We start from the raw sequence: 25,915 nt of genomic DNA on the forward strand, positions 1-25,915 counted from the left end.
GTCAGTGCGCGGGCGCCTTCGGCCCGGCCCGCACCAGGCTGCGCGGGATCATGCCGCCCCTGGCCCGCGGGCACCGGGAATTTTCACCCGGCCGCCGGGTGGCCCAACTCGGGGTAGGCGTCCAGGAGTCGGGGCGGGGCGGCCTGGCGCCAGGAGTCGGCGAGGATGTCGCGCAGTTCGTCCTCGTCCTCCAGCGCCGAGAGTCTCGCTCTCACCCAGGCGAACTGGGCCTCGTGGCCGGCGATCCAGAACTTCTCCGGCTCGGCCAGGACCAGTTCGTCGCGCTCCTCCTTGGGGCAGCGCACGGCGATGGACGTCTCGTCCTCGGGCAGGGTCGCGAACATCTTCCCGGCCACCCGGAACGTGGGCATGCTCCAGGCGGTCTTCTCCGTGGTGTCCGGCAGGGACAGGGCGATACGGCGTACGTCTTCAGCGTCCGGCATGCAACGCACCGTAGCTCCTGCCACTGACAGCCGGCCTGCGCGCCGTGTGCAGCAGAGAGTCGTGCGACCACCGCCGAAGAGGCCACGAAGAAGGTGATGGGGGCAGGCATGGCGCGTCGGCCGGCCGGCCCCGCTGCGCCGGACGGTCGCGTTGCGGAGGTCTCATGTCTCCTGTGCCGCCCGGCCCAGCGCCTCCAGCACCGGGCGGATCAACGGGTGCCCCTCGGCTCCGCGCCGTACGGCGGCGAAGACGCGGCGGGTCGGGGCCACTCCGTCGACGGGGCGGACGATCACCCCGGTCAGATCCATGCCGTTCAGGGCCGAGCGCGGTACGAGGGCCACGCCCGCACCGGCCGAGGCGAGGGCCACGACGGCGCGGAAGTCGTCGGAGGAGTGCTCCAGACGGGGCTGGAAACCGGCGCTCTCGCAGGCGAGGACGACCACGTCATGGCAGGGGTTGCCGGGGTACGGACCGATCCAGGAGTCCTTGGCCAGGTCGGCGAGGGGCACCTCGGCGGTGTCCGCGAGGCGGTGCCCGACGGGTACGACGGCGTCGAACGGCTCGGCGTAGAGCGGGACATGGGTGAGCCGGGGGTCGTCGGCGGGCGGGGCGCCCCGGTACTCGACGGCGACCGCGACGTCGACCTGCCGGTCCAGCACCATCGGCAGGCTCGCGTCGCCCTCCGCGTCCTGGACCCTGATCCGTATGCCGGGCGCCCTGTCCGCGAGCCGGGCCACGGCCGGGGCCACGACCTGGGCGATGCCGGTCGCGAAGGCGGCCACGGTGACCGTGCCCGCCTCGCCCGAGCCGTAGGCCGCGAGTTCCGCCTCGGCCCGCTCCAGCTGGGCGAGGACGGCGTTGGTGTGGCCGAGGAGGATCTCGCCCGCCGGGGTGAGCCGTACCCCCTTGGCGCTGCGCTCGACCAGCCGGTGGCCGGTCTCCTGCTCCAGGGCCGCCAGTTGCTGGGAGACCGCGGAGGGGGTGAGATAGAGCGCGGCGGCCGCCGCGGTGACCGTGCGGTGGTCGGCCACCGCGCGGAGGATGTGGAGCCGCCGTGCCTCGATCATGGATCCATTATCCCAGGGCGTCGGCCCTGGTCAGGCCGCCAGCTCGGCGCGGGCGGCGACGAACGCGTCCACCGCGCGGTTGACGTCGTCCGTGGAGTGCGCGGCGGACAGCTGGACGCGGATACGGGCCTGGCCCTGCGGGACGACCGGGTAGGAGAAGCCGATCACGTACACGCCGCGCTCCAGCAGCAGTTCGGCCATGCGGCCCGCCTCGGCCGCGTCACCGATCATCACGGGCGCGATCGCGTGGTCGCCGGGGAGGATGTCGAAGCCCTCCTCGGTCATCCGGCGGCGGAACAGGGCGGTGTTCTCGTTCAGTCGCACGCGCAGGTCGTCCGCCGACTCCAGCAGGTCGAGGACCTTCAGGGAGGCCGCGGCGATCACCGGGGCCAGGGTGTTGGAGAACAGGTACGGACGGGAGCGCTGGCGCAGCAGGGCGACGATCTCCGCGCGGGCGGCGACGTAGCCGCCGGAGGCGCCGCCGAGGGCCTTGCCGAGGGTGCCGGTGATGATGTCGACGCGGTCCATGACACCGTGCAGCTCGGGGGTGCCGCGGCCGGTGGGGCCGACGAAGCCGACGGCGTGCGAGTCGTCGACCATGACCATCGCGTCGTAGCGGTCGGCGAGGTCGCAGATCTCGCGCAGCGGGGCGACGTAGCCGTCCATGGAGAAGACGCCGTCGGTGACGATCAGCCGGCGCCGCGCCTCGGACGCCTCCTTCAGCTTCGCCTCCAGGTCGGCGAGGTCGCGGTTGGCGTAGCGGTAGCGGCGGGCCTTGGACAGGCGGATGCCGTCGATGATGGAGGCGTGGTTGAGGGCGTCGGAGATCACCGCGTCCTCCTCGCCGAGCAGCGTCTCGAAGACACCGCCGTTGGCGTCGAAGCAGGAGGAGTACAGGATCATGTCCTCCTGGCCGAGGAAGGACGAAAGGCGCGCCTCCAGTTCCTTGTGGACCTCCTGGGTGCCGCAGATGAAGCGCACGGAGGCCATGCCGTAGCCCCAGCGGTCGAGGGCCTCGTGGGCGGCGGCGATCACCTCGGGGTGGTCGGCGAGACCGAGGTAGTTGTTGGCGCAGAAGTTGAGGACCTCTCCGGGACGGCCGCCGGCGGTGACGGCGACGGTCGCGGACTGCGGGGTGCCGATGACCCGCTCGGGCTTGTGCAGTCCGGCGGCGCGGATCTCGTCGAGGGTGGCGCGCAGGTCGTCGCGGACGGTTTCGAACATGAGGAGGGCTCCTGAAAGTGCTGACGGGGTGAGGGAGTTGCGCGTTCTGCGACTCAGGCGGTCCAGTCCAGGATGACCTTGCCGCCCTTGCCGCTCGCGGCGTCGGCGAAGGCCGCCTCGAAGTCGCGGTAGCCGTACCGGCCGGTGATCACGGGGGCGAGGTCCAGTCCGCCCTCCAGCAGCACCGACATCGCGTACCAGGTCTCGAACATCTCGCGGCCGTAGATGCCCTTGATGGTGATCATCGAGGTGACGATCCGGGCCCAGTCGACCGGGAACTCCTGCGCGGGCAGGCCGAGCATGGCGATACGGCCGCCGTGCGTCATGTTGGCGATCATGTCCCGCATGGCCTCGGGGCGGCCGGACATCTCCAGGCCGATGTCGAAGCCCTCGCGCAGCCCCAGTTCGCGCTGGCCGTCGGCGATCGTGGACTCGGCGACGTTCAGGGCGAGGCTCACACCGATCTTGCGGGCCAGCTCCAGGCGTTCCTCGCTGACGTCGGTGACGACGACGTTGCGGGCGCCCGCGTGCCGGGCGACGGCGGCGGCCATCAGGCCGATCGGGCCGGCGCCGGTGATCAGCACGTCCTCGCCGACCAGCGGGAAGGACAGCGCGGTGTGCACGGCGTTGCCGAACGGGTCGAAGATCGCGGCGACATCGAGGTCGACGGGGACGCGGTGCACCCACACGTTGCTCGCGGGCAGGGCGACGTACTCGGCGAACGCGCCGTCGCGGCCCACGCCGAGGCCGATGGTGGCCCGGCACAGGTGGCGGCGGCCGGCCAGGCAGTTGCGGCACTTGCCGCACACCAGGTGGCCCTCGCCGCTGACCCGGTCCCCCCTGCGGATGTCGGTCACGTCCCGGCCCGTCTCGACGACCTGCCCGACGAACTCGTGCCCGAGCGTCAGCGGGGTGCGGATCGCCTGCTGCGCCCAGCCGTCCCAGGCCCGGATGTGCAGGTCGGTACCGCAGATACCGGTCCGCATCACCTTGATCAGTACGTCACCGGGGCCGATCTCGGGCTCCGGGACGTCCGTCAGCCAGAGTCCCGGCTCCGCCTTCTGCTTGACCAGCGCCTTCACGAATGCGGCTCCTGTGCGTGAGATCCCGGCCCGCGGGCATGCCGAAGGCGCCCGCACCGGGTCAGAGGGGTGGAATCACCCTGCAATCTGCCGTACGCGCGGGCCGTGGGTCCATCGAGCTTTTCTTAACCGCCGCCTCAGCTTTCCTTCACGCCTCCGGGATCTCCCGCCCGCCGGCCGGGGCCCGAAGCCGGCCCGTCGCAGTCCACCGGGGTCAGAGCGGCAGCCCGTCCTCGGCGCTCCGCTCGAGGCGTACGACGAGGTCGGCGGCGAGCGCCTTGATGGTCTCCAGGCCCGCCCTCCCCCAGACGCGGGGCTCGGTGTCGGCCGCGGACACGGTGCCGAGCGCCATGCCGGAGCTGTCGATGAGCGGGGCGCCCAGGTAGGAGCGGATGCCGTAGGCGTCGACCACCGGGTTGCCGGCGAAGCGCGGGTAGTCGCGGACGTCCTCCAGGACCAGCGCCTTGTGGCGGACCACCACATGGGGGCAGAACCCGTGGTCGCGGGGCAGTACCCGGCCGATCTCGGCTCTGCTGCCGTCCTCGCGGACGACCGGCGCGACGGCGGGGGCGCTCAGACCGGCGAAGAACTGGTGCTCCTCGCCGATGAAGTTGACCATGGCGTACGGCGCGCCGGTGAGCTGGGCGAGATGGCCGGCGAAGGCGTCGAGCGCGGGATCGGGGCGCTCCGCCAGCCCGAGGCGGCGCAGCCGGTCGACCCGGGCGGGGGCTTCTCTGTCCTCGGGGGTGAGCAGCAGACCCCGGACCGGCCGGGGTGGCTCGTAGCTCATGACCGGGCTCCGGGCCGTGCTCCTCGCCGTACTGCCGTCATGGCTGGCGCGGTTTCCTGAACTCCTGGCGGGGCTTCGGCGCTGTGGGCGTACCTCATATAGGAACTCCGTGGGCAATAGGACGTGATCACATGTGGGCGCCATGGCTCGGCGCGGTCGCCGGAGCGTGGGCGAGGAGGTGGCGGACGAGGGTCAGCAGGGTCTGCACGCTGGAGCTGGAGATCCGCGCGTCGCAGCGGACGACGGGGATCTGCGGGTCGAGGTCGATGGCGGCGCGGACCTCTTCGGGGTCGTAGCGGTAGGAGCCGTCGAACTCGTTGATGGCGATGATGAAGCCGAGCCCGCGCTCCTCGAAGAAGTCCACGGCCGCGAAGCAGTCCTCCAGGCGCCGGGTGTCGGCGAGGATCACCGCGCCGAGCGCGCCCTCGGACAGCTCGTCCCACATGAACCAGAACCGCTCCTGCCCCGGTGTGCCGAACAGGTACAGCACATGCTCCGGATCGAGGGTGATCCGGCCGAAGTCCATGGCGACCGTGGTCTCCATCTTGTTCTCGATGCCGTCGAGACTGTCCGTTCCGACGCTGACCGTGGTGAGCAGCTCCTCCGTACTGAGCGGGGCGATCTCGCTGACCGCGCCCACAAAGGTCGTCTTGCCGACCCCGAACCCGCCCGCCACAAGGATCTTCAGCGCGGTCGGGAACGGGTCAGAGCTGTCGTCGTAGTCCATCGAGCACTGCCTCCAGCAGAGACCGGTCAGTGGGTGTGTGGTGGAAGACGGGGGGCTTGGTGGTCAGTGCCCCGCAGTCGACGAGGTCCGAGAGCAGCACCTTGGTGACCACCGCGGGCAGCTTCAGATGCGCGGCGACCTCGGCGACCGAGACGGGCGCGCGGCACAGGTCCAGCGCCTGGGCGTGCTCGGGGCCGAGGTAGCCGAGCGGGGTGACGCCGGTGGCCATCACCTGCGACATCAGGTCGAGGGCGACGCTGGGCTCGGTCCGTCCGTTGCTGACCGTGAACGGGCGCACGAGCCGTCCGGCTGCGTCGTCCAGCCAGGGCCCGTCGCCGGCTGCCGCCACGCTCAAGGCCTCGTCGCCGCGGAGTCGACGGGGTGCTGGCGGGGCGCGGTCACCAGGTAGGGGCGCACGCTCTTGACGAGCATCGCCATCTCGTAGCCGAGCACGGCGGCGTCGGCCTCGCGGCCCGCGAGCACGGCGAGACAGGTGCCGGAGCCCGCGGTGGTGACGAACAGCAGGGTCGAGTCGAGTTCGACGACGACCTGGCGGACGTCCCCGCCGTCGCCGAACCGGACGCCCGCGCTGCGGCCGAGCGAGTACAGGCCGGAGGCCAGCGCCGCCATGTGGTCGGCGCTGTCGATGTCGAGGCCGTGTACGGACTTCACCAGCCCGTCGCAGGACAGGAGCACCGCGCTCGTGGTGTGCGGTACGCGCTGCACAAGGCCGCTCAGCAGCCAGTCGAGGTCGGATGCATGGGCGGTCGGCGCATCGCTCGCCATGGTGGATCGACTCCTTGGGGTACGAAGGTCTGCGGGAGCGCTGGGGGTTGGGAACGGGACGTGTGGTGCAGGGGGTGGCGGGGTGGCTGCGGTGCGCGGGTCAGCCGGCCGGAGCGCTCCCGTCGGGCCGGCCGGCGCCGGCGGCACCGTCGAATCCGGGCGTATGGGCACGCCCTTGGGGTATGGGGGCCGGCTCCAGATGGTCAGGGCCGTTCATGGGTGCGGACTCCATGGGTGCCGGCTCCATGGGTACGACCACCATGGGTGCGGACTCCATGGGTCCGGACTCCATGGTCACGGCCGCCATACGTTCCATGTGTTCCGTGTGTTCCATGTGCTGCTGCGTTTCGGCGAGTCCGAAGCCGCGCTGGAAGGCCGCCATCAGTCCCGGGTCGTGACCTGCGACGGTGTCGGTGTCCTGGCGGGGTGCCGGGCCGCCGCGCAGCTGAGGCACGAGGTGCTCCTGGGCGCGGCGGCGGGGCAGTTGGGGCTTGCCCATGGTGCCACGCACGGTGCCGGTGCGCGGGGTGGGCAGGATGCCCGTGTGCGCCTCGACCGCCGGCCGGTCCCCGGCGCTGATGCCGGGCACGGCCGCGGCGGGGGTGGGCCGGTCCTGCCGGGCGCCGCGCACGGGCAGCGGCGCCGGCGCACCCGCGCCGCGCCCGCTCCCGACGGGCTCGCCACCGGGCCGCACCGGTCCGGCGCCGGCGCCGGACCGCTCGCAACCGCTCTCCCCGGAAGGGCCGTCGGCCCCGTACCGACCGGTCGCGTGCTGGGCGTGCCGCCGACGCCCGGCGCCGGAGGTCTGCCCGGTACCGGGAGCCTGTCCGGTACCCGTAGCGGTTACCTGCCCCGTACCGGGGGCTTGCCCGGTACCCGAGGTCTGCCCGGTCCCGGTCCGGGGGACGGGTCCGGGCCCCTCCCCCGGCCAGCCGTCCGGCACCGGTGAGGGGGCCGGCGAGTACGCGGTCGGCGAGGCTGCCGGCGCCTGCCCCTGCGGTCCTGTCCGGGGCGAGGGCGCTCCGGTGCCGGCCGCCTCCCGCGGCTGCGGTGCACCGGCCCCGGCCGACTCGCCGGGTGTCCCCGCCGCCGTGCCCAACAGCGCCTGCGGGACGACGAGTACGGCCTGCACACCGCCGTAGATGTTGGACTGCAGGCGCACATGGATGCCGTGCCGGCGGGCGAGCTGGGAGACGACGTAGAGCCCGATGCGGCCGTCGGCCAGCAGGCTGGCGACGTTGACCTGGTCGGGGTCGGCGAGCAGGGCGTTCATCCGGTTCTGCTCGCCGACGGGCATGCCGAGTCCGCGGTCCTCGACCTCCACGGCGAGCCCGGAGGTGACGAGGCCCGCGCGCAGCAGCACCTGGGTCTGCGGGGCGGAGAACACCGAGGCGTTCTCGATGAGTTCGGCGAGCAGGTGGATGACGTCGGCGACGGCGTGGCCGCGCAGTTCGCCGTCGATCGGCGGCACCAGTTTGACCCGCGAGTACTGCTCGACCTCGGCGATGGCGGAGCGCAGCACCTCGGTCATGCTGACCGGGTTGCTCCACTGCCGCCGGGAGACCGCGCCGCCGAGCACGGCGAGGTTCTCCGCGTGCCGTCGGATGCGGGTGGCCAGGTGGTCCACGTGGAACAGGCCCTTGAGCAGGTCGGGGTCCTCGATCTCGTTCTCCAGCTCGTCGAGGATCGAGATCTCCCGGTGCACCAGGGACTGGAGCCGGCGCGCGAGGTTGACGAAGACCTCGAGCTTCTGCTCGCTGCCCGTGTGGCTGGAGAGCTGGGCGGCGCGTACGACGGCGGTGACGGCGCCGTCGTGCGCCCGGGCGAGGTCGGCGGCGAGCAGCTCGAAGTCGTCGGCGTCCTCGGGCGGCCGACGGCGCGAGGACCGCTGCGGCGGCGTCTCGCCCTGGCGCAGCGCGTCGACGAGGGCGTGCAGGTCGGCCTCGCCGCGCGCGGCGGCACGGCGCAGCGCGTCGACGCGGTCGGAGACCGCGCGGGCGGCGCGGTCGGCGGCCACGGCGGCGATGAGGATGCCGGCCACGGCCACGGTGACCGCTCCGGCGAGCACTGCCCACAGGGTGGGGCCCGTGCGGGCACCGGTGGAGCGGACGCTGAACAGGACCGCGGCGGTGGCGCTGAGCGCGACCGCGAGGGGCGGCAGTACGGCGAGCCGCATGAGCTGGGGCCGTATGTGCGTTTCGGGCAGTGCGGGAGCGGTTCGGGCGACCGGCCGCCCGTGCCGGCCGCCCTCCCGGCGGTCGGCGCGGGTGGCCGGTGCTCGGAGGTGAGACATCGCTTGCGTCCTCGTACTGGTCCGTCGGGCCTGTCCTCGCGGGGTGCGCGAGGCGGGCATGCGTCATCGCGGAATCGGCCGACGCAGCCGGAAGAATCCGGCCATACGCCGCCGACGGACACTCACAGTAGTTGCCTCAGCATCATGTGCGGTGGGCAGTTGACAAAGTCCCCCAGGGAGCGTCCCGCTCTGGTATGAAGCCTCGTACGACAGACCGATAACCAGTCGGACCGGTCCGGGCAGGATGGACGGCACCCCCAGCGCGATTACGGAGAGTGGCGACTTTGGCCTGGGGTCGAGCCCTGCAGGCGATGCCGTACCTCTCGCGGGCCGGGGCGGTCACCTGCGCGAGAGACGGGGAGGTGGTTGTGCGTACGCCGCCCGTTCCGGACTGCCGTGCGGCGCGCGGGAGTTGCGGGGGCTTCGCTCGGCGCCGTGTGCGCGCCGACGGCACGCGGGCGCACGGCAGCGCAGGAGGAGCGCGGTGGGTCCCTCCTGCGGTGCCGGTCGTGCGGTGCCGGTCGGCGTCGGGGGTGTCAGCCCCGGGCGGGCGGCTCGGCCACGAGTGCGCCGACCGAGCGCCAGGTCCGGCGCTCGGTGCCCGCGACTGCGCGCCACCAGGCCTCCGCCGGGAGCTTGCCCGCCGGCTCGAAGGGCTCGCCGGGCCGGGGCAGCGCCACCGCCTGGCCGGCCTCCTCGGCCGCCTCCTTCGTCCACTCCCCCGGCTCGGCCCAGGGGTGCGGAGCGAGGTTGAAGGTGCCCCAGTGGATCGGCAGCAGCGCGCCGTGCGGTGCTCCGCCCTGCAGGTCCAGGTGGGCGCGCAGGCCCTCGTCGGGCCGCATGTGGATGTCGGGCCAGAACTCGCTGTACGCACCGATCTGGATCATCGTGGCGTCGAACGGGCCGTGGGCGGCGCCGATGTCCTTGAAGCCCTCGAAATAGCCGGTGTCGCCGCTGTGGTAGATCCGGTGTTCCTCGCCCGCGACGACCCAGGACGCCCAGAGCGTGTGCTGCGTGTTGCGCAGGCCTCGGCCGCAGAAGTGGCGGGCCGGGGTGGCGGTGAGCGTGAGTCCGCCGACCTCCGTGGACTCGTGCCAGTCCAGCTCGCGCAACCGGTCCGGCGAGACGCCCCAGTGCTCGAGGTGGGCGCCGACGCCGAGCGGCACGGCGAACAGGGTGTCCATGCCGGCCAGCGCCTTGATCGTGGGCAGGTCCAGGTGGTCGTAGTGGTCGTGGGAGATCACGACCACGTCGACCTCGCCGAGCGCGGCCAGCGGCAGCGGCACGGGGTGCAGCCGCCTCGGCCCGGCGAACGGGAACGGGGAGCAGCGCTCGCCCCAGACCGGGTCGAACAGGACCCGCCGGCCCTCGATCTCCGCCAGCACGCTGGAGTGCCCCATCCACGTCAGCCGCAGCCCCGTGGCGGGCGGCTTGGCCAGGTCGGCGAAGGTCGTGGGGTGCACCGGGACACTGCCCTTCGGGGCGCGCAGCGGCCGGGTCTCCTTGTCGAAGAACACCTTCGCGAAGTCCAGCGTGGAACCGGAGGGCCGGGTGCGCGCGGTGCCGCCGGGATTCTGGAACACGCCGTCCCTGAAGTGCGGGGAGCGGCGGATGCGCGCCATGCGCTCGCCGTCCGGGTCCGCGCCGAAGGCCGCCGGCCGCAGCACGCGGAGCCCGGAGTTCGAGGAACGCAGACCGGTCACGGTACCTCCCGGTGGAGTGGGTGAGGCCCTCCATTATGGTCGGCCCCTCCGACAACCCGGTGCCCCCGGGCACCAGGAAGCACCGGCAGAGCGCTGCCGGGCCTCGGTTCACCACGTTGACACGGCCCGGACCGGCTCCGGATACTGACCCGCGGTTCAGTAACTGCTGTCCCGGGGGACCCGCCGGTTACCCGGCGCGCCGCCCTCCGCGCCGCCCTCCCCGGCCTGCCCGCCCCCGCCGACGTCCCGGAGCGGCCCGGCCCCACCCCGATCACCGCACCCGAGGAGACCGCATGACCGCCCCCGCGCCCCTGATGTCGCTCGTGTGGACCGACCACGTCACGGGCCGCCGGGGCTTCCTGGTCGTGGACCGGCTGGTGCGGGGTGTGGCCAGCGGCGGGCTGCGGATGCGCCCGGGCTGCACCCTGGAGGAGGTGGCCGGGCTCGCCCGCGGCATGACGATGAAGGAGGCCCTGCACTACGACCCTGAGGGCCGCTACGTCCCCCTCGGCGGCGCCAAGGGCGGCATCGACTGCGATCCCCGGGCCCCGGAGGCGTACGGGCTCCTGGTGCGCTACCTGCACGCCATGCGGCCGTACATCGAGAGCTTCTGGACCACGGGGGAGGATCTCGGCCTCAGCCAGGACCTGGTCGACCGCGCGGCGGCCGAGGCCGGTCTGGTCTCCTCCATCCAGGCTGTGTATCCGCTGCTGGACGACGAGGCGGCGGCGCGCGAGCGGCTCGCGGACGCCTTCGCCGTCGAGGTGGACGGCATCGGCCTGCACGAATTGGCCGGCGGCTGCGGGGTCGCCGAGTCGGTGCTCACGGCCCTGGACCGGGCGTCGGTGCCGTACGCCGGCACCCGGGTGGCCGTCCAGGGGCTCGGCACGATGGGCGGGGCCACCGCGCGGTTCCTGGCGCGCGCGGGGCTCGCGGTGGTGGCCGTCGCCGACATCAAGGGCACGATCGCCAATCCGGCGGGGCTCGACGTCGAGGCGCTGCTGGCCGCGCGGGACGGCTACGGCACCGTCGACCGCCGTGTGCTGCGTCCCGCCGACCGCGAACTGCCCGGCGACGCCTGGCTGTCCGCCGACGCGGAGGTCCTGGTGCCGGCGGCCGTGTCGTACGCGATCGACATCGCCGGCCAGGAGCGGATCGGCGCCCGCTGGATCGTGGAGGCCGCCAACATGCCGGTCCTGCCGGAGGCGGAGGCGCTGCTGGCCGCGCGCGGGGTGACCGTCCTGCCGGACGTGGTCGTCAACTCCGCCACGAACGCCTGGTGGTGGTGGACGCTGTTCGGCGACATCGGCGCCGCAGCCGACGAGGCGTTCGCACACATCAGACGCTCCATGCGCGCCCTGACCGGTCTGATGCTCGACCGCGCGGAAGCCGACGGCACAACCCCGCGCGAAGCCGCCCACGCCCTGGTGGCCGACCGGCTGCCGGTGATGGCGGAGCGCTTCGGGTGGTACCGGTGACGGGCCCTGCACAGCCGCCCGCAGAAGTCTGACAGCGTCTCCACGGAGCGGCACCGACCGCGCGGCGGCCCGGCGGTCCGGCGGCCGGAACGGTCCGGGGACACCGGGTCCCTTCGGTGCTGCCCATGACAACGGATTAGGGTGACCGCGTGGCAAGAGTGCGGTTGAGCGTGGCCGAGCGGCGGGAGGAACTGCTGCGGGCCGCCATCGGGCAGATCGAGGCGCGGGGCGTGGCGGCGGTCAGGATCGCCGACGTGGCCGCGGCGCTCGGGGTGAGCAACGCTCTGGTGCTGTACCACTTCTCGACGAAGGAGAAGCTGGTCGCCGCGGCGTTCGCCCACGCGGCCGAGGGCGATCTCGCGCATCTGCGCAAGCTGCTCGGGCGACGTACGTCCGCGCTGCGCCGGCTGCGGTCCGCGGTGCGCTGGTACGCGCCGACCGGGCAGGCCAAGGGCTGGCGGCTGTGGATCGAGGGCTGGGCCGTGTCCCTGCGCGAGCCCACGCTGCGCAACGTCACCCGGGACCTGGACGAGCAGTGGAAGGCGGCGATCGCGGAGGTGATCGCCGAGGGCGTGGCCGCGGGCGAGTTCGCGTGCGCCGACCCGGCCGGTACGGCACTGCGGCTGACCGCGCTGCTGGACGGGCTGGCGGTACAGCTGACCTCGTACCCGGGCGCGGTGCCGCGCAGCCGGGCGCAGGAGTGGGTCGACGACACCCTCGCCCGTGAACTGGGCCTGGACGAGAAGGCGTTGACCGAGCGGGCGCGGTGAGCCGTACGGGCACCGGCCCGGACGACTCGGCCGAGCCGGGCGGGCGGGGCGCCTTGCGGACCGGGCCGCCCGGTTCGACGCCCGGCTCCCTGAGCCCCGCCGCGCACGGGGCCGCAGGCCGCAACCGGGTTCCCGCGACGGCCCGCACGGTGCGTGCGCCGCCGCGGCTGCCCCCGTCCCCGCAGGAGCGCGGGACAAGGGCAGCCGCGGGCCTTGTTTCGCGGCGCCCCGGAGCCGTACGGCACGCACGCGCCCCGTGCCCGCCGGGCGGGGACGTGAACGGTGGCGGTGTCAGGCCACCGAGGCGATGCGGTGCTTGATGTCGTCCGGGGACAGGGCGCCCTTCGCCGTCACATGGTCGCCGGAGGACTCGCCGCGCAGCCGGCGGCCGATCCACGGGACCAGGTACTCACGCGCCCAGTGGACGTCGTCGCGGCGGATGTCCAGGGTGCCCCGGGGCGGCAGCGGCGGCCATGGCTGCTCCGGGTCGGCCGGGGTCTCGAGGCCGAGAACCTGGCCGGCCCGCAGCGCCACGCGCGTGTGCCCCTCGGGAGAGAGGTGGAGCCGGTCGCTGTCCCATGCCCTTCGGTCCTGCACGGACTTCAGGGACCACAGGTCCAGCACCGGGCAGCCGTACCGGTCGGCGATGGCGCGCACATGCCCGTTGTACGTGGCGATCTTGCCACGCAGATGCTTGAGGACGGGGACGCCCCGCGTGTCGAAGCCGGTCGTCACCATGACCGTGCCCACGGCCTCGGTCAGCCGGGCCACGGCCCGCTCGAAGCGCTCGGCCACCTCGTCCGGGTCGGTGCCCGGGCGGATGATGTCGTTGCCGCCCGCGCAGAAGGAGACCAGGTCCGGGGCCAGTTCGACGGCCTGCGGGAGCTGGTCCTCCACGATCTGGTCGAGCAGCTTCCCGCGGACCGCGAGATTGGTGTAGTTGAAGTCGCCCTCGGGCCGCCGGTCGGCGAGCAGTACCGCGAACCGGTCGGCCCAGCCCACGAACGCCCCGTCGGGCCCGGGGTCGCCGACGCCCTCGGTGAAGCTGTCCCCCACCGCCACGTACGACCCGATCACTGATCTGTTGTCATTCTTCGAATCGTCTGCCACAGCGGACCATGATTCACCTTCGGATGTGACCTACGCGACCGTAGGCAGGGGTTGACGAACGGTGAGATGAGCCACTCCTAAATAGTGCGCGATCCTGGAATAAGCCGGTCCCCAGGCGCGTTGAACGGCCGGTCGAGCCGGTGCCGGAACCGGACCTCGGCCGGTGGCGCGCCGGGGCGCTGCGGGCCGGGAGGCTCAGATGCGCCGCAGCCGGAGAACCGTCGCATCCAGGTCGCCCTTGAGCCCGGTGCGCAGCCCGTGGTGCAACAGGACGGCCCCACGGTGCACTTCGCCGGTGTCACGGCATTCGTACGATGCCGTCGCGTCGAGCCCGCGCAGCCGCAGCGCCGGCGCCGGCTCGCCGTGGCTCTGCGCCTGGAGCCAGGCGAGGACCACGGCCTGCTCACCCCGGACGTACTGCACGGCACTCAGGCCGCCGGCCGGGGGCCGCAGCCGGTACAGCTCGCCGTGCTGGACCACGGGGCGGATCTCCTTGTACAGATCCACCCAGCGCCGGGCCTCGGCCAGTTCCCCGTCGCTCCACTCGGTGAGGTCGCCGCCGACGCCGAGCACGCCCGCCATGGCGCTGACGAACCGGAACCGCAGTGTGCTGACGCGTCCGTTGAGCTGGGTGTTCGGGCTGTCGGTGACCCATGCGGCCATCACGCGCGCGGGATGGATCTGGCTGAAGCCGTGCTGGATGGCGAGCCGGTCGAGCGGGTCGGTGTTGTCGGAGGTCCACACCTGGTCGGTGCGGCCGAGCACCCCGAGGTCGATCCGCCCGCCCCCGCCCGAGCAGGACTCGAAGGCGACCTGGGGGTGCGCCGCGCGCAGCCGGTCCAGCAGGGCGTACAGGGCGCGGACGTGGTCCACCCACAGCCGCTGCGGGTACGGCTCGCCGGGCCAGCCCGCGTCGGTGAAGCAGCGGTTGAAGTCCCATTTCACGTAGTCGATCGGGGCGCTGGACAGCAGGGTGTCGAGCTGTTCCCACAGATACTGCTGGACGTCCTCGCGGGCGAGGTTGAGCACCAGCTGGTTGCGCAGTTCCGTCCGCTTGCGTCCCGCCTGGTACTGCACCCAGTCCGGGTGCGCGCGGTACAGCTCGCTGTCCGGGTTGACCATCTCCGGCTCGACCCAGATGCCGAACTGCATGCCCAGGCCGTGCACCTGGTCGGCGAGGGGCCCCAGGCCCTGCGGGAAGCGGTCGGGATTGGGGGTCCAGTCGCCGAGCCCCGCGCGGTCGCTGGTACGGGTGCCGAACCAGCCGTCGTCCACCACGAACAGCTCGACCCCGATCCCGGCGGCCCGGCGGGCGAGCGCCAGCTGCTGCTCCTCGGAGATGTCGAAGTTCGTCGCCTCCCAGGAGTTGAACAGCACCGGCCGGTCCCGGTCCGCGTCCGGGACGACGTACGCGCGCTGGTAGGCGTGCCAGGTGCGGCTCGCGCCGCCGAAGCCGCCGTCGCTCCACAGACCCGCGAAGACGGGGGTGGTGTACGACTCCCCCGGCTGCAGGAGCAGCAGGCCCGAGTCGTCGCAGCCGGCGCCGCCCGTGATCTGCACGCGCGCGTCCGGGAGTTGGGCGACCGCGATCCGCCAGGAGCCGGACCAGCCGAGCGCGCAGCCGTAGACCTCGCCGCGCTCCTCGGTGGCGTCGGTGTCGAGAGCCACCCAGGGCAGGTGCTGGTGGCCGGTGTGGCCGCGGCGGCTGCCGATGACCTTCTCGCCGTAGGTGAGCGGTGCGGTGGCGAGCCGGGACTCGGCGGCCCAGCGGCCGTGCAGCTGGGACAGCCGCCAGCCGTCCCGGTCGGGCAGGGTCCAGGTGGCCGCGTCGGCGCGCAGCAGCTCCACGCGCGCGTGCCCGCCGTTCTCCACAGCGGCCCAGCGCTCGACGACGTCGCCGCGCATCCGGTAGTGCAGGGTGATGGCGATCCCGTCGTCGTCGAAACGCAGCCGCAGTTCGCCGTCCTGCGTCGTGTACGAGTCGAAGCGCCACTCGGTGCCGCGGCGCTCCTCGGTGCGCAGGGACAGGGCGGGGCGGACGAAGCGGGGGCCGCCCTCGACGGGGTACTCCTCGCGGCCGTCGAGCGGGGATTCGAAGGGCCAGTAGCCGGGCAGCGGGTCCCGCGCCAGGGCCTCGGCGTCCTCGAGGGCGATCCGTGGCCCCCAGTGGAGGTGGAGCAGCTCGTCCGCATCGGTCAGATGCAGGGCATAGCTGCTGGTGGGCCCCGAGAGGAGCCAGGTACGACCGTCTTCGGCGATGTCCACCACAGATACCTCACAGGTTTCAACAGATCCACTCAAGTGCCAACATCATCGAGTTCCCCGGCCCTGGTGACAATGCCTGTGGACAACTCCTTGCCCGGGGAAACCGATGTCGTATGGTCGACAGAGCGCCCGCCGACGAGCCGAGACGGCGGGGTCCGACCAGGAGGAGCCCCCGTGACGCAGCAGGTCCCGTCGACCGAGCCGGAGCTGGCCGGTGTGCGCAATTTCCGTGACGTCGGAGGACTGCCGGCCGTGGACGGGCGCCGGGTGCGCCACGGAGTGCTGTTCCGCAGCGGGCACCTCGCGCACGCGACCGAGGACGACGCGGCCTTCCTCGCCTCCCTGGGCCTGCACACGATCTTCGACTTCCGCAACGCGGCCGACCAGAAGCTGGAGGGCCCGGACGTCGCGCTGCCCGGCGTGCGGAATGTGAACCTGCCGCTGAGCGACCCGGCGGACGGCGCCGAGTTCTGGACGATGGTCCGCGACGGCGACATCGGTCAGCTGCGCGGGATCCTCGCCGACGGCAAGGGGGCGGCCCGGATGGTCGCCTCGTACCGGAAGATCGTCAAGGAGCGCACCGCCGAGCACTCCCGGGTGCTGCGCGCGCTCGTCGAGGACAGCGTGCCCGCGCTGATGCACTGCGCCGCGGGCAAGGACCGCGCGGGCATCTCCATAGCCGTGACGCTTCTCGCCCTCGGCGTGGAGCGCGAGGCGATCGTCGCCGACTACCTGGAGTCCAACGCCAAGCACCGCCGCTACCGGGTCCGCCGCAGCGGCAGCGCGGAGAGCGCGTACACCCCCGAGGTGATGGAGCTGCTCAGCCCGCTCTTCGACGCCCGTGCCGAATACCTCGATGCGGCCTTCGAGAGCATCGAGGAGAACTGGGGCGGCGTCGACCCCTACCTGCAGCAGGGCCTCGGCCTCACCCCCGCGGACCGGGACCGCCTGCGCGAGCGCCTGCTGGACTGACCGCGCACACCCGGCCCGGCCAGGAGGTCCCCCGCCTCACGCTCCAGGCGGCGCGCAGGTCCGGGACGTCCGCTCATGGTCCGACGCCCGCGGGCCGGGTCAGCCCTTGCCGCCGATCGCGAACAGCAGGTAGAGGAACGCGGCCAGGACGTGGCCGACGGCGATGTAGATGATCAGGCGGATCCACAGGGAACGGGGGAATTTCGTCTCGAAATTGCTCATGGCAGTTCTCCGGTCAGCGGCCCCAGGCACAGGGCGGTCGTGGGGCTCTGCAGCAGGGTGTGGACGAACAGCAGCTCGACGCCGTCCTGGTCCTCGGCGGCGAGCCGGTGCGGGGTGAGCGAGTCGAAGTGGGCGCTGTCGCCGGGCGCGAGCAGGTGCACGGCGTCGCCGAGACGCAGGCGCAGGCGGCCCTTGAGGACGTAGAGCCATTCCTCGCCGGGGTGGACGCGGACGATGTCGCCCTGCGCCCCGTACGGCGCCCGTACGCGCAGGGCCTGCATGCCACGGCCGGGCGCCCCGGCCTGGAAGTAGGTCCAGCCGCCCGCCCGGGTCGGCTCCATGTCACCGGCCCGCACGATCGCGTCCCGGTCGGCGACCGTCTCACCGAGCAGTTCGGAAACCGTCGTACCGTAGATGCGTGCGAGCGCGAGCAGCATCGGCAGCGACGGCTGACGCTGCCCGGTCTCCAGCCGGGACAGATGGGCGGGCGAGAGCCCGGCGGTGCGGGCCGCGGCCTCCAGTGTGAGGCCGGCGCGCCGGCGCAGCGCACGCAGCTGCGGCGCGACCACGGGCAATGCGTCGCCCGGCTCCGCCGGCGGTACGGCGTCTGAGGCGTTCATACGTCCATTCAGCCCCAGCTTTGCCCCAGCGGCAATTTCTTTGCCTCAGGGGCAAATCCCGCCCCTCCCGCCCCTCCCCCTTCGTGGTGCTGTACCAGGCACCACGACGTTCAGCGGCCCGCCACCGCCTGCTTGATCAGGGTCTTGCCGAAGTCCCACATCAGGCCGCCGCCGCTGTGCGCGTCGTCCATGACCGCGGTGAAGGCGTCCACGAAGCGGTCGACGTCCGCCTCGTCGATGATCAGCGGCGGGATCAGCTTGATCACCTCCAGGTGGTCGCCGGAGACCTGGGTGAGGATCCGGTGCCGCTGCAGCAGCGGTACGACCACCATCTGCGCGAACAGCCCCTTGCGGGCCGCCTGGAGCATGGTCCAGCGGCCGCGCAGCTTCAGCGAGGACGGCTTGCCGAACTCGATGCCGATCATCAGGCCCCGGCCGCGCACATCGGCGAGCAGCTCATACTTGCCGATCAGCGCGGCCAGCCGCGACTTCAGCAGTTCGCCGGTGGTACGCACCCCGGCGACGATCTGCTCGTTCTCCATGACCGACAGCACCGCGAGACCGCAAGCCATCGCCTGGGCGCCCGAGCCGAAGCTCGCCGAGTGGACCAGCACACGGTCCATGGACGAGTAGACCTTCTTGAAGATCCAGTCCTTGCCGAGGGTCGCCCCGACGGGGACGTAGCCGCCGGAGAGCGCCTTGGCCACGCACACCAGGTCCGGCTCCACACCGTCCTCGTGCTGGTAGGCGTAGAAGTCACCGGTGCGCCCGAGGCCGGTCTGCACCTCGTCGGCGATGAGCAGCGCCTTGTGCCGGTGCAGCAGGTCCTGGGCGGCGCGCAGATAGCCGGGCGGGGCCTCGTGCACGCCCTTGCCCTGGATCGGCTCCACGATCAGGGCGGCCACGTCGCCCTTCTTCAACTCCCGTGCCAGGGCGTCGAGATCACCGAGGGGAATGGCGGTGTCGGGCAGCAGCGGGGCGAAGCCGTCACGGAAGCCGTCCTCCCCGTTGACGGAGAGGGAGCCCGTGGTCAGACCGTGGAAGGCGTGGTCGCAGTACAGGACGCGGGGCTTTCCGGTGGCGTAGCGGGCGAACTTCAGGGCCGTCTCGACGGCCTCGGTGCCGCTGTTGCCGAAGAACACCCGGTCCAGGTGCGGGCTGTGCACGAGCAGCCGCTCGGCGAGCAGGCCGGGCAGCGGCTGGCAGTCGAAGCGGGTGAGGTCGGCGAGGTCGAGGTCGAGCACGTCGTGCAGCGCCTTGCGGACGACAGGGTGATGGCGGCCGAGGCCCATCACGCCGAAGCCGGCGAGCATGTCCAGGTAGTCGTTGCCGTCCGCGTCGAAGAAGTGGGCGCCCTCGGCCCGCTCGTAGACCTTGTCGAAGCCGATGGTGTGCAGCATGCGCGCAAGCTGCGGGTTGAGGTACTTCGTGTGCAGCTCGTAGCGTTCGGCTCCGCGCTCGGCGAGCAGCGTGCCGAGGTCGAACTCCGTGCTCATTCCTTCTCCTTGGCTGGGCCGCCCGCGTCCCCGGCGGCCAGGCTCGCGCTGATCCGCCCGGCGATCTCGACGGGCGTGAGTCCGATGTCGGCCAGCACCTCGCTGCGTTTGGCGTGGGCGAGGAACTGCTCCGGGATGCCGAACCGCCGTACCGGCACATCCACGTCGGCGTCACCGAGGGCCAGGGCCACGGCCGAACCGACGCCCGCCGCACGGCTGTTGTCCTCGACCACGGCCACCAGCCGGTGCTCGGCCGCGAGTCCGGGCAGCGCGGCATCGACCGGCTTGACCCAACGGGGGTCCACCACCGTGCAGCCGGTGCCGCGCGCCTGGAGCAGGTCGGCGGCCTGCAGGCACACCGGCGCCATCACGCCGACGGCCACCAGCAGCACCTCGGGGCGCTCGCCGCGGTGCAGGACGTCCATGCCGCCGACGTGGGCGAGCGCCGGGATGTCGGGGCCGACCGACTCCTTCGGGAAGCGGATCAGGGTGGGTGCGTCGTCCACGGCGACGGCCTCGCGCAGCTGCGCGCTCAGCTGGCTCGCGTCGCGCGGGGCGGCGATCCTGAGGCCGGGGACGACCTGGAGGACGGACATGTCCCACATGCCGTTGTGCGAGGCCCCGTCGACGCCGGTGACACCGGCCCGGTCCAGGACGAAGGTGACCCCGCAGCGGTGCAGGGCGACGTCCATCAGCAGCTGGTCGAAGGCGCGGTTGAGGAAGGTGGCGTAGAGCGCGACGACCGGGTGCAGGCCGCCGGTGGCGAGGCCGGCCGCGGAGACGGCCGCGTGCTGCTCGGCGATGCCCACGTCCCACACCCGGTGGGGGAAGCGCTCGGCGAACTTGCCGAGGCCCACCGGGTGCAGCATGGCCGCCGTGATGGCGACGACGTCGTCGCGCTCCTCGCCGATCCGGACGATCTCGTCGCCGAACACCGAGGTCCAGGACGGACCGCCCGCGGGCGCGAGCGGCTCGCAGGTGAGCGGATCCATCACGCCGACGGTGTGGAAGTGGTCCTCCTCATGGGCGAGGGCGGGCTGGTAGCCGCGGCCCTTCTCCGTGAGGCAGTGCACCAGGACCGGACCGTGGAAGCGCTTCGCGCGGCGCAGCGCCGACTCGACCGCCTTGATGTCATGGCCGTCGATCGGGCCGACGTACTTCAGGCCCAGGTCCTCGAACATGCCCTGCGGGGCGAAGGCGTCCTTGAAGCCCTTCTTCGCGCCGTGCAGGGACTCGTAGATGGTGTTGCCGACGACCGGGGTGCGCTGCAGGACGTCCTTGCCCCAGGCGAGGACCTTCTCGTAGCCGTCGGTGGTGCGCAGGGTCGCCAGATGGTTGGCGAGGCCGCCGATGGTGGGGGCGTAGGACCGCTCGTTGTCGTTGACGACGATGATCAGCGGCCGGTCCTTGGCGGCCGCGATGTTGTTCAGCGCCTCCCAGGCCATGCCGCCGGTCAGCGCGCCGTCGCCGATGACCGCGACCACATGCCCCTTCTCCCCCAGCACCCGGCGGGCCTTGGCGAGGCCGTCGGCCCAGCCGAGCGCGGTGGAGGCGTGGCTGTTCTCGATGACGTCGTGCTCGGACTCCGCACGCGAGGGATATCCGGACAGGCCGCCCTTGCCGCGCAATTTGGAAAAATCCTGACGCCCCGTCAGCAATTTGTGCACATAGCTCTGGTGACCGGTGTCCCACAGGATGCGGTCGGCCGGCGACTCGAAGACCCGGTGCAGCGCGACGGACAGTTCCACCACACCCAGATTGGGTCCGAGGTGACCGCCGGTCCTCGATACCGCCTGGACCAGGAACTCCCGTATCTCGTCGGTCAGTTCACCGAGTTCCGCCTCGGACAGCGCCTTCAGGTCGCGTGGTCCCCGGATGTTCTCCAGAACGGTCACGCTGGGCCCCCTCTCGCTCCGTGCTTGCCTCAACTCACTTGTCTGCGGGGCTCGTCCGCTCGGCGAGCTTCATGGCCTCCTCGATGAGGGTCTCGACGATCTTCGGCTCGGGCACGGTCTTGACGACCTCGCCCTTCACGAAGATCTGCCCCTTTCCGTTGCCCGAGGCAACCCCGAGGTCGGCCTCGCGGGCCTCGCCCGGACCGTTGACCACACACCCCATCACCGCGACCCTGAGCGGCACGTCCATGCCGTCCAGCCCCGCCGTGACCTCTTCGGCGAGCTTGTACACATCCACCTGGGCCCGGCCGCAGGACGGACAGGAGACGATCTCCAGCCGTCGCTGCCTGAGGCCGAGGGACTGAAGGATCTGGATGCCGACCTTGACCTCCTCGGCCGGCGGCGCGCTCAGCGACACGCGGATGGTGTCGCCGATGCCCCGGGACAGCAGCGCCCCGAAGGCGACCGCCGACTTGATGGTGCCCTGGAACGCCGGACCGGCCTCCGTGACGCCCAGGTGCAGCGGATGGTCGCACTGTTCGGCGAGCTGGCGGTAGGCCTCGATCATCACGACCGGGTCGTTGTGCTTGACCGAGATCTTGATGTCGCCGAAGCCGTGTTCCTCGAAGAGCGAGGCCTCCCACAGGGCCGACTCGACCAGCGCCTCGGGCGTGGCCCTGCCGTACTTCTGCAGCAGCCGCCGGTCCAGGGAACCGGCGTTGACCCCGATCCGGACCGGGGTGCCGTGGTCCCGTGCCGCGTGCGCGATCTGCTTCACCTGGTCGTCGAACTTCTTGATGTTGCCCGGATTGACCCGCACGGCCGCACAGCCGGCCTCGATCGCCGCGAACACGTACTTCGGCTGGAAGTGGATGTCCGCGATCACCGGGATCTGCGACTTCGCCGTGATGGCGGCGAGGGCGTCCGCGTCGTCCTGCGTGGGGCAGGCGACGCGGACGATCTGGCAGCCGGACGCGGTGAGTTCTGCGATCTGCCGCAGGGTGGCACCGATGTCCGACGTACGGGTCGTCGTCATCGACTGCACCGACACCGGGGCCCCGCCCCCGACCGCCACCGGCCCGACGTGGATCTGCCGCGACCGCCGCCGCGGCGCGACCGGCCGGGCCGGCACCTCGGGAACGCCCAGGGGAACGGCGCTCACGGCGTCACTCCCGGTTCCCGGTGACGGTCTCGCGCATCGCCCGCAGCGACTCCTTCAGGGAACCGATGGTGGCGAGGACGGCGGTGGGCTCGTAGCCGCAGTGCGCCATGCAGTTGTCGCAGCGCGGGTCCTTGCCGCGGCCGTACTTGTCCCAGTCGGTCTCCTCCAGCAGCTGCTGGTAGGTGGACACATAGCCGTCGCTCATCAGGTAGCAGGGCTTCTGCCAGCCGAACAGCGAATAGCTCGGGATCGCCCACGCGGTGCACGGGAAGTCGACCTTGCCCTCGAGGAAGTCCAGGAAGAGCGGGCTCTGGTTGAGCCGCCACTTGGCGCGGTTGCCGCCCGAGAAGGCCTTCTTGAACAGCTCCCGGGTCTGCTGGACGCCGAGGAAGTGGTCCTGGTCGGGGGCCTTGTCGTAGGCGTAGGCGGGCGAGAGCATCATCTCGTCCACCTTCAGGTCGTCGTTGAGGAAGTTCAGCACGTCGATGACGGTCTGCGGGGTGTCCGTGTTGAAGAAGGTCGAGTTGGTGGTCACCCGGAAGCCGCGCCGCTTGGCCTCCTTGATGGCCTCCACCGCCTCGTCGAAGGTGCCCTCCTTGGCCACGGAGGCGTCGTGCCGCTCGCGCAGCCCGTCGACGTGCACGGCCCACGCGAAGTACGGCGAGGGCTTGAACTTGTCCATCTTCTTGCGCATCAGCAGCGCGTTGGTGCACAGGAAGACGTATTTCTTCTTGGCCACCAACTGCCGTACGATCTCGTCGATCTGAGGGTGCATCAGCGGCTCGCCGCCGGCGATGGACACCATCGGCGCTCCGGACTCCAGCACCGCTCCCACGGCCTGCGCCACGGGCATGCGCTGCTTGAGCACGCCCGCCGGGTGCTGGATCTTGCCGCAGCCCTCGCACTTGAGGTTGCACGCGAACAGCGGCTCCAACTCGACCAGCAGGGCGAACTTGTCCCGCTTCCTGAGCTTCTGTTCGAACAAGTATGTAGCGACCTTGATGGTCTGACGCAGCGGCATGGCCATCTGGCTCACCTCCTGGGGAGCAGCAAAGAACGGTGCCATTCAAAAAATGCGGGAAGTACGGAACGAAGAACACGGAAAGCTGATATTCCACCGCGTACCGTTCCGATCCGGACGAGTTCATGTTCTGGGGCGTCCACGACCACCCGGACGGCCGCAACCGGACGCTCACCGGTGCCGGCGGCGGCGAGGAGCGTGGCGGCCGACTCCATGTCGACCGCGATCGCACCCGTCGCGCACAGCTGCGCGCGCTCCGGGCCGCGGACGACGTGGTCCGAGCCGGTGAGCGGCCCGGTGTGGACCGTGCGGCCGGGCAGCAGGCGCACGAGTTCCTTGACCAGCAGCTCGGTGCCCACGCAGGGGACGGTGCCGCGCGGGTCCCGGGTCCCCTCGGCGACCACCAGGTCACCGGGGTGCATACCGGGGGCGAGCCCGGCGCAGAAGCCGGTGGCCAGCACGGACGCGTCGGCGAATGCCGGGACGGCGAGCTGCCGGGTGACGGAGCGTTCCGCCGCACGGGGCCCCATGCCCGTGCGGAGGAAGGTGACCGGCCCGTCCGCCCCGCTCCGGTCGCCGGTGCGCAGGGCGAAGTGCTCGATGCCGAGCGCGCAGGCGATCAGCAGCGGGGCCGGGGCGGGCTGGGTGCTCACCTCAGCCCGCCTTGACCTCGGGGTGGGGTTTCCTGGCGAGCAGGCCCCGTTCGAAGGGGTCGCCGTGCAGGTACCGGCCGAGCGCGGTGAGCGGGAAGACCTGCCGGTACAGGTGGTAGTTGATGGAGAAGTCCCAGGGGAAACCGGTGCCGGTGAAGTACGGCTCGTCCCAGCTGCCGTCCTCGCGCTGGGTGCCGGCCAGCCACCGCACGCCGCGCTCGACGGCCTTGGAGTCCTTCTCCCCGGCCGCGAGCAGCGCCATCAGCGCCCACGCGGTCTGCGAGGCGGTGGAGGCGCCCCGGCCGCTCCACTCCTTGACGTCCTTGTAGGAGCGCAGGTCCTCGCCCCAGCCGCCGTCGTCGTTCTGCACGCTCTCCAGCCAGGCCACGGCCCGCCGGATCGCCGGGTGCGAGCCGGGCAGCCCGGCCGCGGTCAGGGCAGGCACCACCGACCCGGTGCCGTAGACGTAGTTGACGCCCCAGCGGCCGAACCACGAGCCGTTCGGCTCCTGTTCGGCGAGCAGCCAGTCGATGCCGCGCCGGGTGCGCGGATCGTGGGCGAAGCCCTCGGCGGCGAGCATCTCCACGACGTGCGCGGTGACGTCCGCCGACGGCGGGTCGATGACCTCACCGAAGTCGCAGAACGGCAGCCGGTTGGGGAACGGGCTGGTGTTGTCGACGTCGAAGGCGCCCCAGGCGCCGTTCTTCGACTGCATGCCGAGGTTCCAGCGCACCGCCCGCCCGATGGCCTTGTCCACGCGCCCGGGGTCGTGGTGGCCGACCCGGCGCAGCGCTAGGGCGACCTCGGCGGTGTCGTCGATGTCCGGGTAGTTGTCGTTGTGGAACTCGAACGCCCAGCCGCCCGGCGGCAGCCCGGGCCGCTTCACGGACCAGTCGCCGGGCCTCACGATCTCCTCGCCGAGCATCCAGTCGGCCGCCTTGACCAGTTGCGGATGGTCGGCGGGCAGCCCCGCGTCGACGAGCGCGATGGTGGCGAGGCAGGTGTCCCACACCGGGGACTGGCAGGCCTCGATCATCCGGGCGCCGTCCTCCCGCCACACGGCGAAACGGTCCAGCGAGGCGATGCCCTCGCGCATCACGGGGTGCTCGAGGTCGTAGCCGAGCAGGTGCAGGGCGATGACCGAGTACACGGCCGGTGGCTGGATGCCGCCCCAGCAGCCGTCGTTCTCCTGCCGCTCGATGATCCAGCGGGCGGCCGAGTCCATCGCCGCCTTGCGCAGCCTGCGCGGGGCGACCTTGCGCAGCTGGTGCAGCGCCTTGTCCAGCCGCTGGAAGGCGCCGTCCCAACTCGTCACCGGAGCAAGCGGCTTGGGCGGGTTGGGACGGGCGGGGTCGGTGTGCAGCTCGTCCAGCGGGAACGGCGCCGGACGCACCGGCCGCTTGGCCGAGACGACGGTCAGCGGCACGATGGTCTGCCGGGCCCAGCAGCCGAAGTCGTAGATGTTGAGCGGCATCCAGGTGGGGAAGTAGATCAGCTCCGGCGGGAGTTCGGGCAGGTCCTCCCATTTCCACCAGCCGAACAGGGCGAGCCAGATCCGGGTGAAGACCCGGGCGGCGGCGATCCCGCCGCGCTCGCGGATCCAGGCCGCGGCCAGGGCCATGTGAGGTGCTTCGGGCGCGTCGCCGGCCAGGCGCAGGGCGACGTACGCCTCGATGGTGGTGGACAGTTCACCGGGGCCCTTGTAGAAGGTGGCCCAGGTGCCGTCCTCGCGCTGCTCGCCGCGGATGAACATCGCGGCGGCCTGTGTGGTCTTCTCGTCCCGGATCCCCAGGAACTGACGGAGCAGCAGGTCCTCGGCGTCCATGGTGACGTTGGTCTCCAGGTCGCCCTTCCACCAGCCCTCGTCGTCCTGCCGCGCGAGCAGGAAGTCGGTGGCGCGCCGGGCGGCGCCTGCGGCGGCTTCGTGCACCCCGGCCGCCTCGGGGGTGGTGACGGTGGTGTCGCTGGCCGCGGCCGCGTGGGACGGCAGGGTCGCCCCGGTGCTTCCGTCGGTCGTCGCTGTCATGGCTTCCCCTTCGTGCAGTCGTGCGAGTCGTGCTGCTGTGGGTCCGCCGTCGGCCGGTGTCCTGCGTCGTACGTGTGACACCGGCCGGCGACTACGCGAGGCTTATCGA

23 protein-coding genes are annotated in these 25,915 nt (G+C 72.1%); 3 read left to right on the plus strand and 20 right to left on the minus strand.

Going from position 1 to position 25,915, the window contains the following annotated elements:
* Positions 1–83 precede the first annotated feature (83 nt).
* From A6P39_RS08650 to A6P39_RS08695, 10 genes are all read right to left on the minus strand, one after another.
* Positions 84–443 carry an MmcQ/YjbR family DNA-binding protein gene (locus A6P39_RS08650; RefSeq protein ID WP_067053795.1) on the minus strand — a complete coding sequence of 120 codons (360 nt, stop codon included), beginning with the start codon at positions 441–443 and terminating at the stop codon, positions 84–86.
* A gap of 162 nt (positions 444–605) precedes the next feature.
* On the minus strand, positions 606–1,511 hold the full coding sequence (locus A6P39_RS08655) for a LysR family transcriptional regulator (protein WP_067053797.1): 906 nt from the start codon (positions 1,509–1,511) through the stop codon (positions 606–608).
* Positions 1,512–1,541: 30 nt separating this feature from the next.
* Entirely contained in the window at positions 1,542–2,735 is a 1,194-nt protein-coding gene (locus A6P39_RS08660) for a glycine C-acetyltransferase (RefSeq protein WP_067053799.1), read from the minus strand.
* A 53-nt stretch (positions 2,736–2,788) separates the two neighbouring features.
* Entirely contained in the window at positions 2,789–3,817 is a 1,029-nt protein-coding gene (gene tdh, locus A6P39_RS08665) for an L-threonine 3-dehydrogenase (RefSeq protein ID WP_067053801.1), read from the minus strand.
* Between the two features lie 214 nt (positions 3,818–4,031).
* Positions 4,032–4,607: a GAF domain-containing protein gene (locus A6P39_RS08670; protein WP_067053803.1), complete on the minus strand. Its 576-nt coding sequence runs from the start codon at positions 4,605–4,607 to the stop codon at positions 4,032–4,034.
* A gap of 127 nt (positions 4,608–4,734) precedes the next feature.
* Complete coding sequence (locus A6P39_RS08675) at positions 4,735–5,334, minus strand: GTP-binding protein (protein WP_067053806.1); 600 nt, start codon at positions 5,332–5,334, stop codon at positions 4,735–4,737.
* Positions 5,312–5,683, minus strand: coding sequence for a DUF742 domain-containing protein (locus A6P39_RS08680; RefSeq protein ID WP_067053808.1), 372 nt, complete (start codon positions 5,681–5,683; stop codon positions 5,312–5,314). Before A6P39_RS08680 ends, A6P39_RS08675 begins: the two co-directional genes overlap by 23 nt.
* A gap of 2 nt (positions 5,684–5,685) precedes the next feature.
* Positions 5,686–6,120, minus strand: a complete 435-nt coding sequence (locus A6P39_RS08685; protein ID WP_067053810.1) for a roadblock/LC7 domain-containing protein — start codon at positions 6,118–6,120, stop codon at positions 5,686–5,688.
* Positions 6,121–6,220: 100 nt separating this feature from the next.
* Positions 6,221–8,413, minus strand: coding sequence for an ATP-binding protein (locus A6P39_RS08690; protein WP_107304498.1), 2,193 nt, complete (start codon positions 8,411–8,413; stop codon positions 6,221–6,223).
* Positions 8,414–8,949: 536 nt separating this feature from the next.
* Entirely contained in the window at positions 8,950–10,116 is a 1,167-nt protein-coding gene (locus A6P39_RS08695) for an MBL fold metallo-hydrolase (RefSeq protein WP_067053812.1), read from the minus strand.
* Between the two features lie 293 nt (positions 10,117–10,409).
* Between A6P39_RS08695 and A6P39_RS08700 the strand changes: the two genes are divergently transcribed.
* Positions 10,410–11,594, plus strand: a complete 1,185-nt coding sequence (locus tag A6P39_RS08700; protein ID WP_067053814.1) for a Glu/Leu/Phe/Val dehydrogenase dimerization domain-containing protein — start codon at positions 10,410–10,412, stop codon at positions 11,592–11,594.
* Between the two features lie 149 nt (positions 11,595–11,743).
* Complete coding sequence (locus A6P39_RS08705) at positions 11,744–12,364, plus strand: TetR/AcrR family transcriptional regulator (protein WP_199840982.1); 621 nt, start codon at positions 11,744–11,746, stop codon at positions 12,362–12,364.
* 291 nt (positions 12,365–12,655) lie between these two features.
* Here A6P39_RS08705 and A6P39_RS08710 read toward each other — a convergent pair whose 3' ends face one another.
* Both A6P39_RS08710 and A6P39_RS08715 read right to left on the minus strand, forming a co-directional pair.
* Positions 12,656–13,441: an SGNH/GDSL hydrolase family protein gene (locus A6P39_RS08710; protein WP_067053819.1), complete on the minus strand. Its 786-nt coding sequence runs from the start codon at positions 13,439–13,441 to the stop codon at positions 12,656–12,658.
* A gap of 228 nt (positions 13,442–13,669) precedes the next feature.
* Positions 13,670–15,742, minus strand: coding sequence for an alpha-galactosidase (locus tag A6P39_RS08715; RefSeq protein WP_067053821.1), 2,073 nt, complete (start codon positions 15,740–15,742; stop codon positions 13,670–13,672).
* Between the two features lie 171 nt (positions 15,743–15,913).
* Between A6P39_RS08715 and A6P39_RS08720 the strand changes: the two genes are divergently transcribed.
* The gene (locus A6P39_RS08720; protein WP_067053823.1) at positions 15,914–16,711 is read left to right on the plus strand and encodes a tyrosine-protein phosphatase; all 798 of its coding nucleotides are present in this window, start codon (positions 15,914–15,916) and stop codon (positions 16,709–16,711) included.
* Between the two features lie 99 nt (positions 16,712–16,810).
* On the opposite strand, the gene A6P39_RS08725 is transcribed toward A6P39_RS08720, so the two are convergent.
* From A6P39_RS08725 to shc, 8 genes are all read right to left on the minus strand, one after another.
* On the minus strand, positions 16,811–16,933 hold the full coding sequence (locus tag A6P39_RS08725; RefSeq protein WP_067053825.1) for a DUF6126 family protein: 123 nt from the start codon (positions 16,931–16,933) through the stop codon (positions 16,811–16,813).
* Entirely contained in the window at positions 16,930–17,553 is a 624-nt protein-coding gene (locus A6P39_RS08730) for a helix-turn-helix domain-containing protein (RefSeq protein ID WP_067053827.1), read from the minus strand. Before A6P39_RS08730 ends, A6P39_RS08725 begins: the two co-directional genes overlap by 4 nt.
* Positions 17,554–17,663: 110 nt before the next feature.
* Positions 17,664–19,049: an aspartate aminotransferase family protein gene (locus A6P39_RS08735; protein ID WP_067053829.1), complete on the minus strand. Its 1,386-nt coding sequence runs from the start codon at positions 19,047–19,049 to the stop codon at positions 17,664–17,666.
* On the minus strand, positions 19,046–20,944 hold the full coding sequence (gene dxs, locus A6P39_RS08740; protein ID WP_067053831.1) for a 1-deoxy-D-xylulose-5-phosphate synthase: 1,899 nt from the start codon (positions 20,942–20,944) through the stop codon (positions 19,046–19,048). Before dxs ends, A6P39_RS08735 begins: the two co-directional genes overlap by 4 nt.
* Positions 20,945–20,978: 34 nt before the next feature.
* The gene (gene ispG, locus A6P39_RS08745; protein WP_067053833.1) at positions 20,979–22,106 is read right to left on the minus strand and encodes a flavodoxin-dependent (E)-4-hydroxy-3-methylbut-2-enyl-diphosphate synthase; all 1,128 of its coding nucleotides are present in this window, start codon (positions 22,104–22,106) and stop codon (positions 20,979–20,981) included.
* A gap of 4 nt (positions 22,107–22,110) precedes the next feature.
* Positions 22,111–23,133, minus strand: coding sequence for an adenosyl-hopene transferase HpnH (hpnH, locus tag A6P39_RS08750; RefSeq protein WP_067053835.1), 1,023 nt, complete (start codon positions 23,131–23,133; stop codon positions 22,111–22,113).
* 5 nt (positions 23,134–23,138) lie between these two features.
* Positions 23,139–23,780: a phosphorylase family protein gene (locus tag A6P39_RS08755; protein WP_067053837.1), complete on the minus strand. Its 642-nt coding sequence runs from the start codon at positions 23,778–23,780 to the stop codon at positions 23,139–23,141.
* Position 23,781: 1 nt separating this feature from the next.
* Entirely contained in the window at positions 23,782–25,806 is a 2,025-nt protein-coding gene (gene shc, locus A6P39_RS08760) for a squalene--hopene cyclase (RefSeq protein ID WP_067053839.1), read from the minus strand.
* Positions 25,807–25,915 lie beyond the last annotated feature (109 nt).

This window comes from Streptomyces sp. FXJ1.172 (assembly GCF_001636945.3).
Lineage (GTDB): Bacteria > Actinomycetota > Actinomycetes > Streptomycetales > Streptomycetaceae > Streptomyces.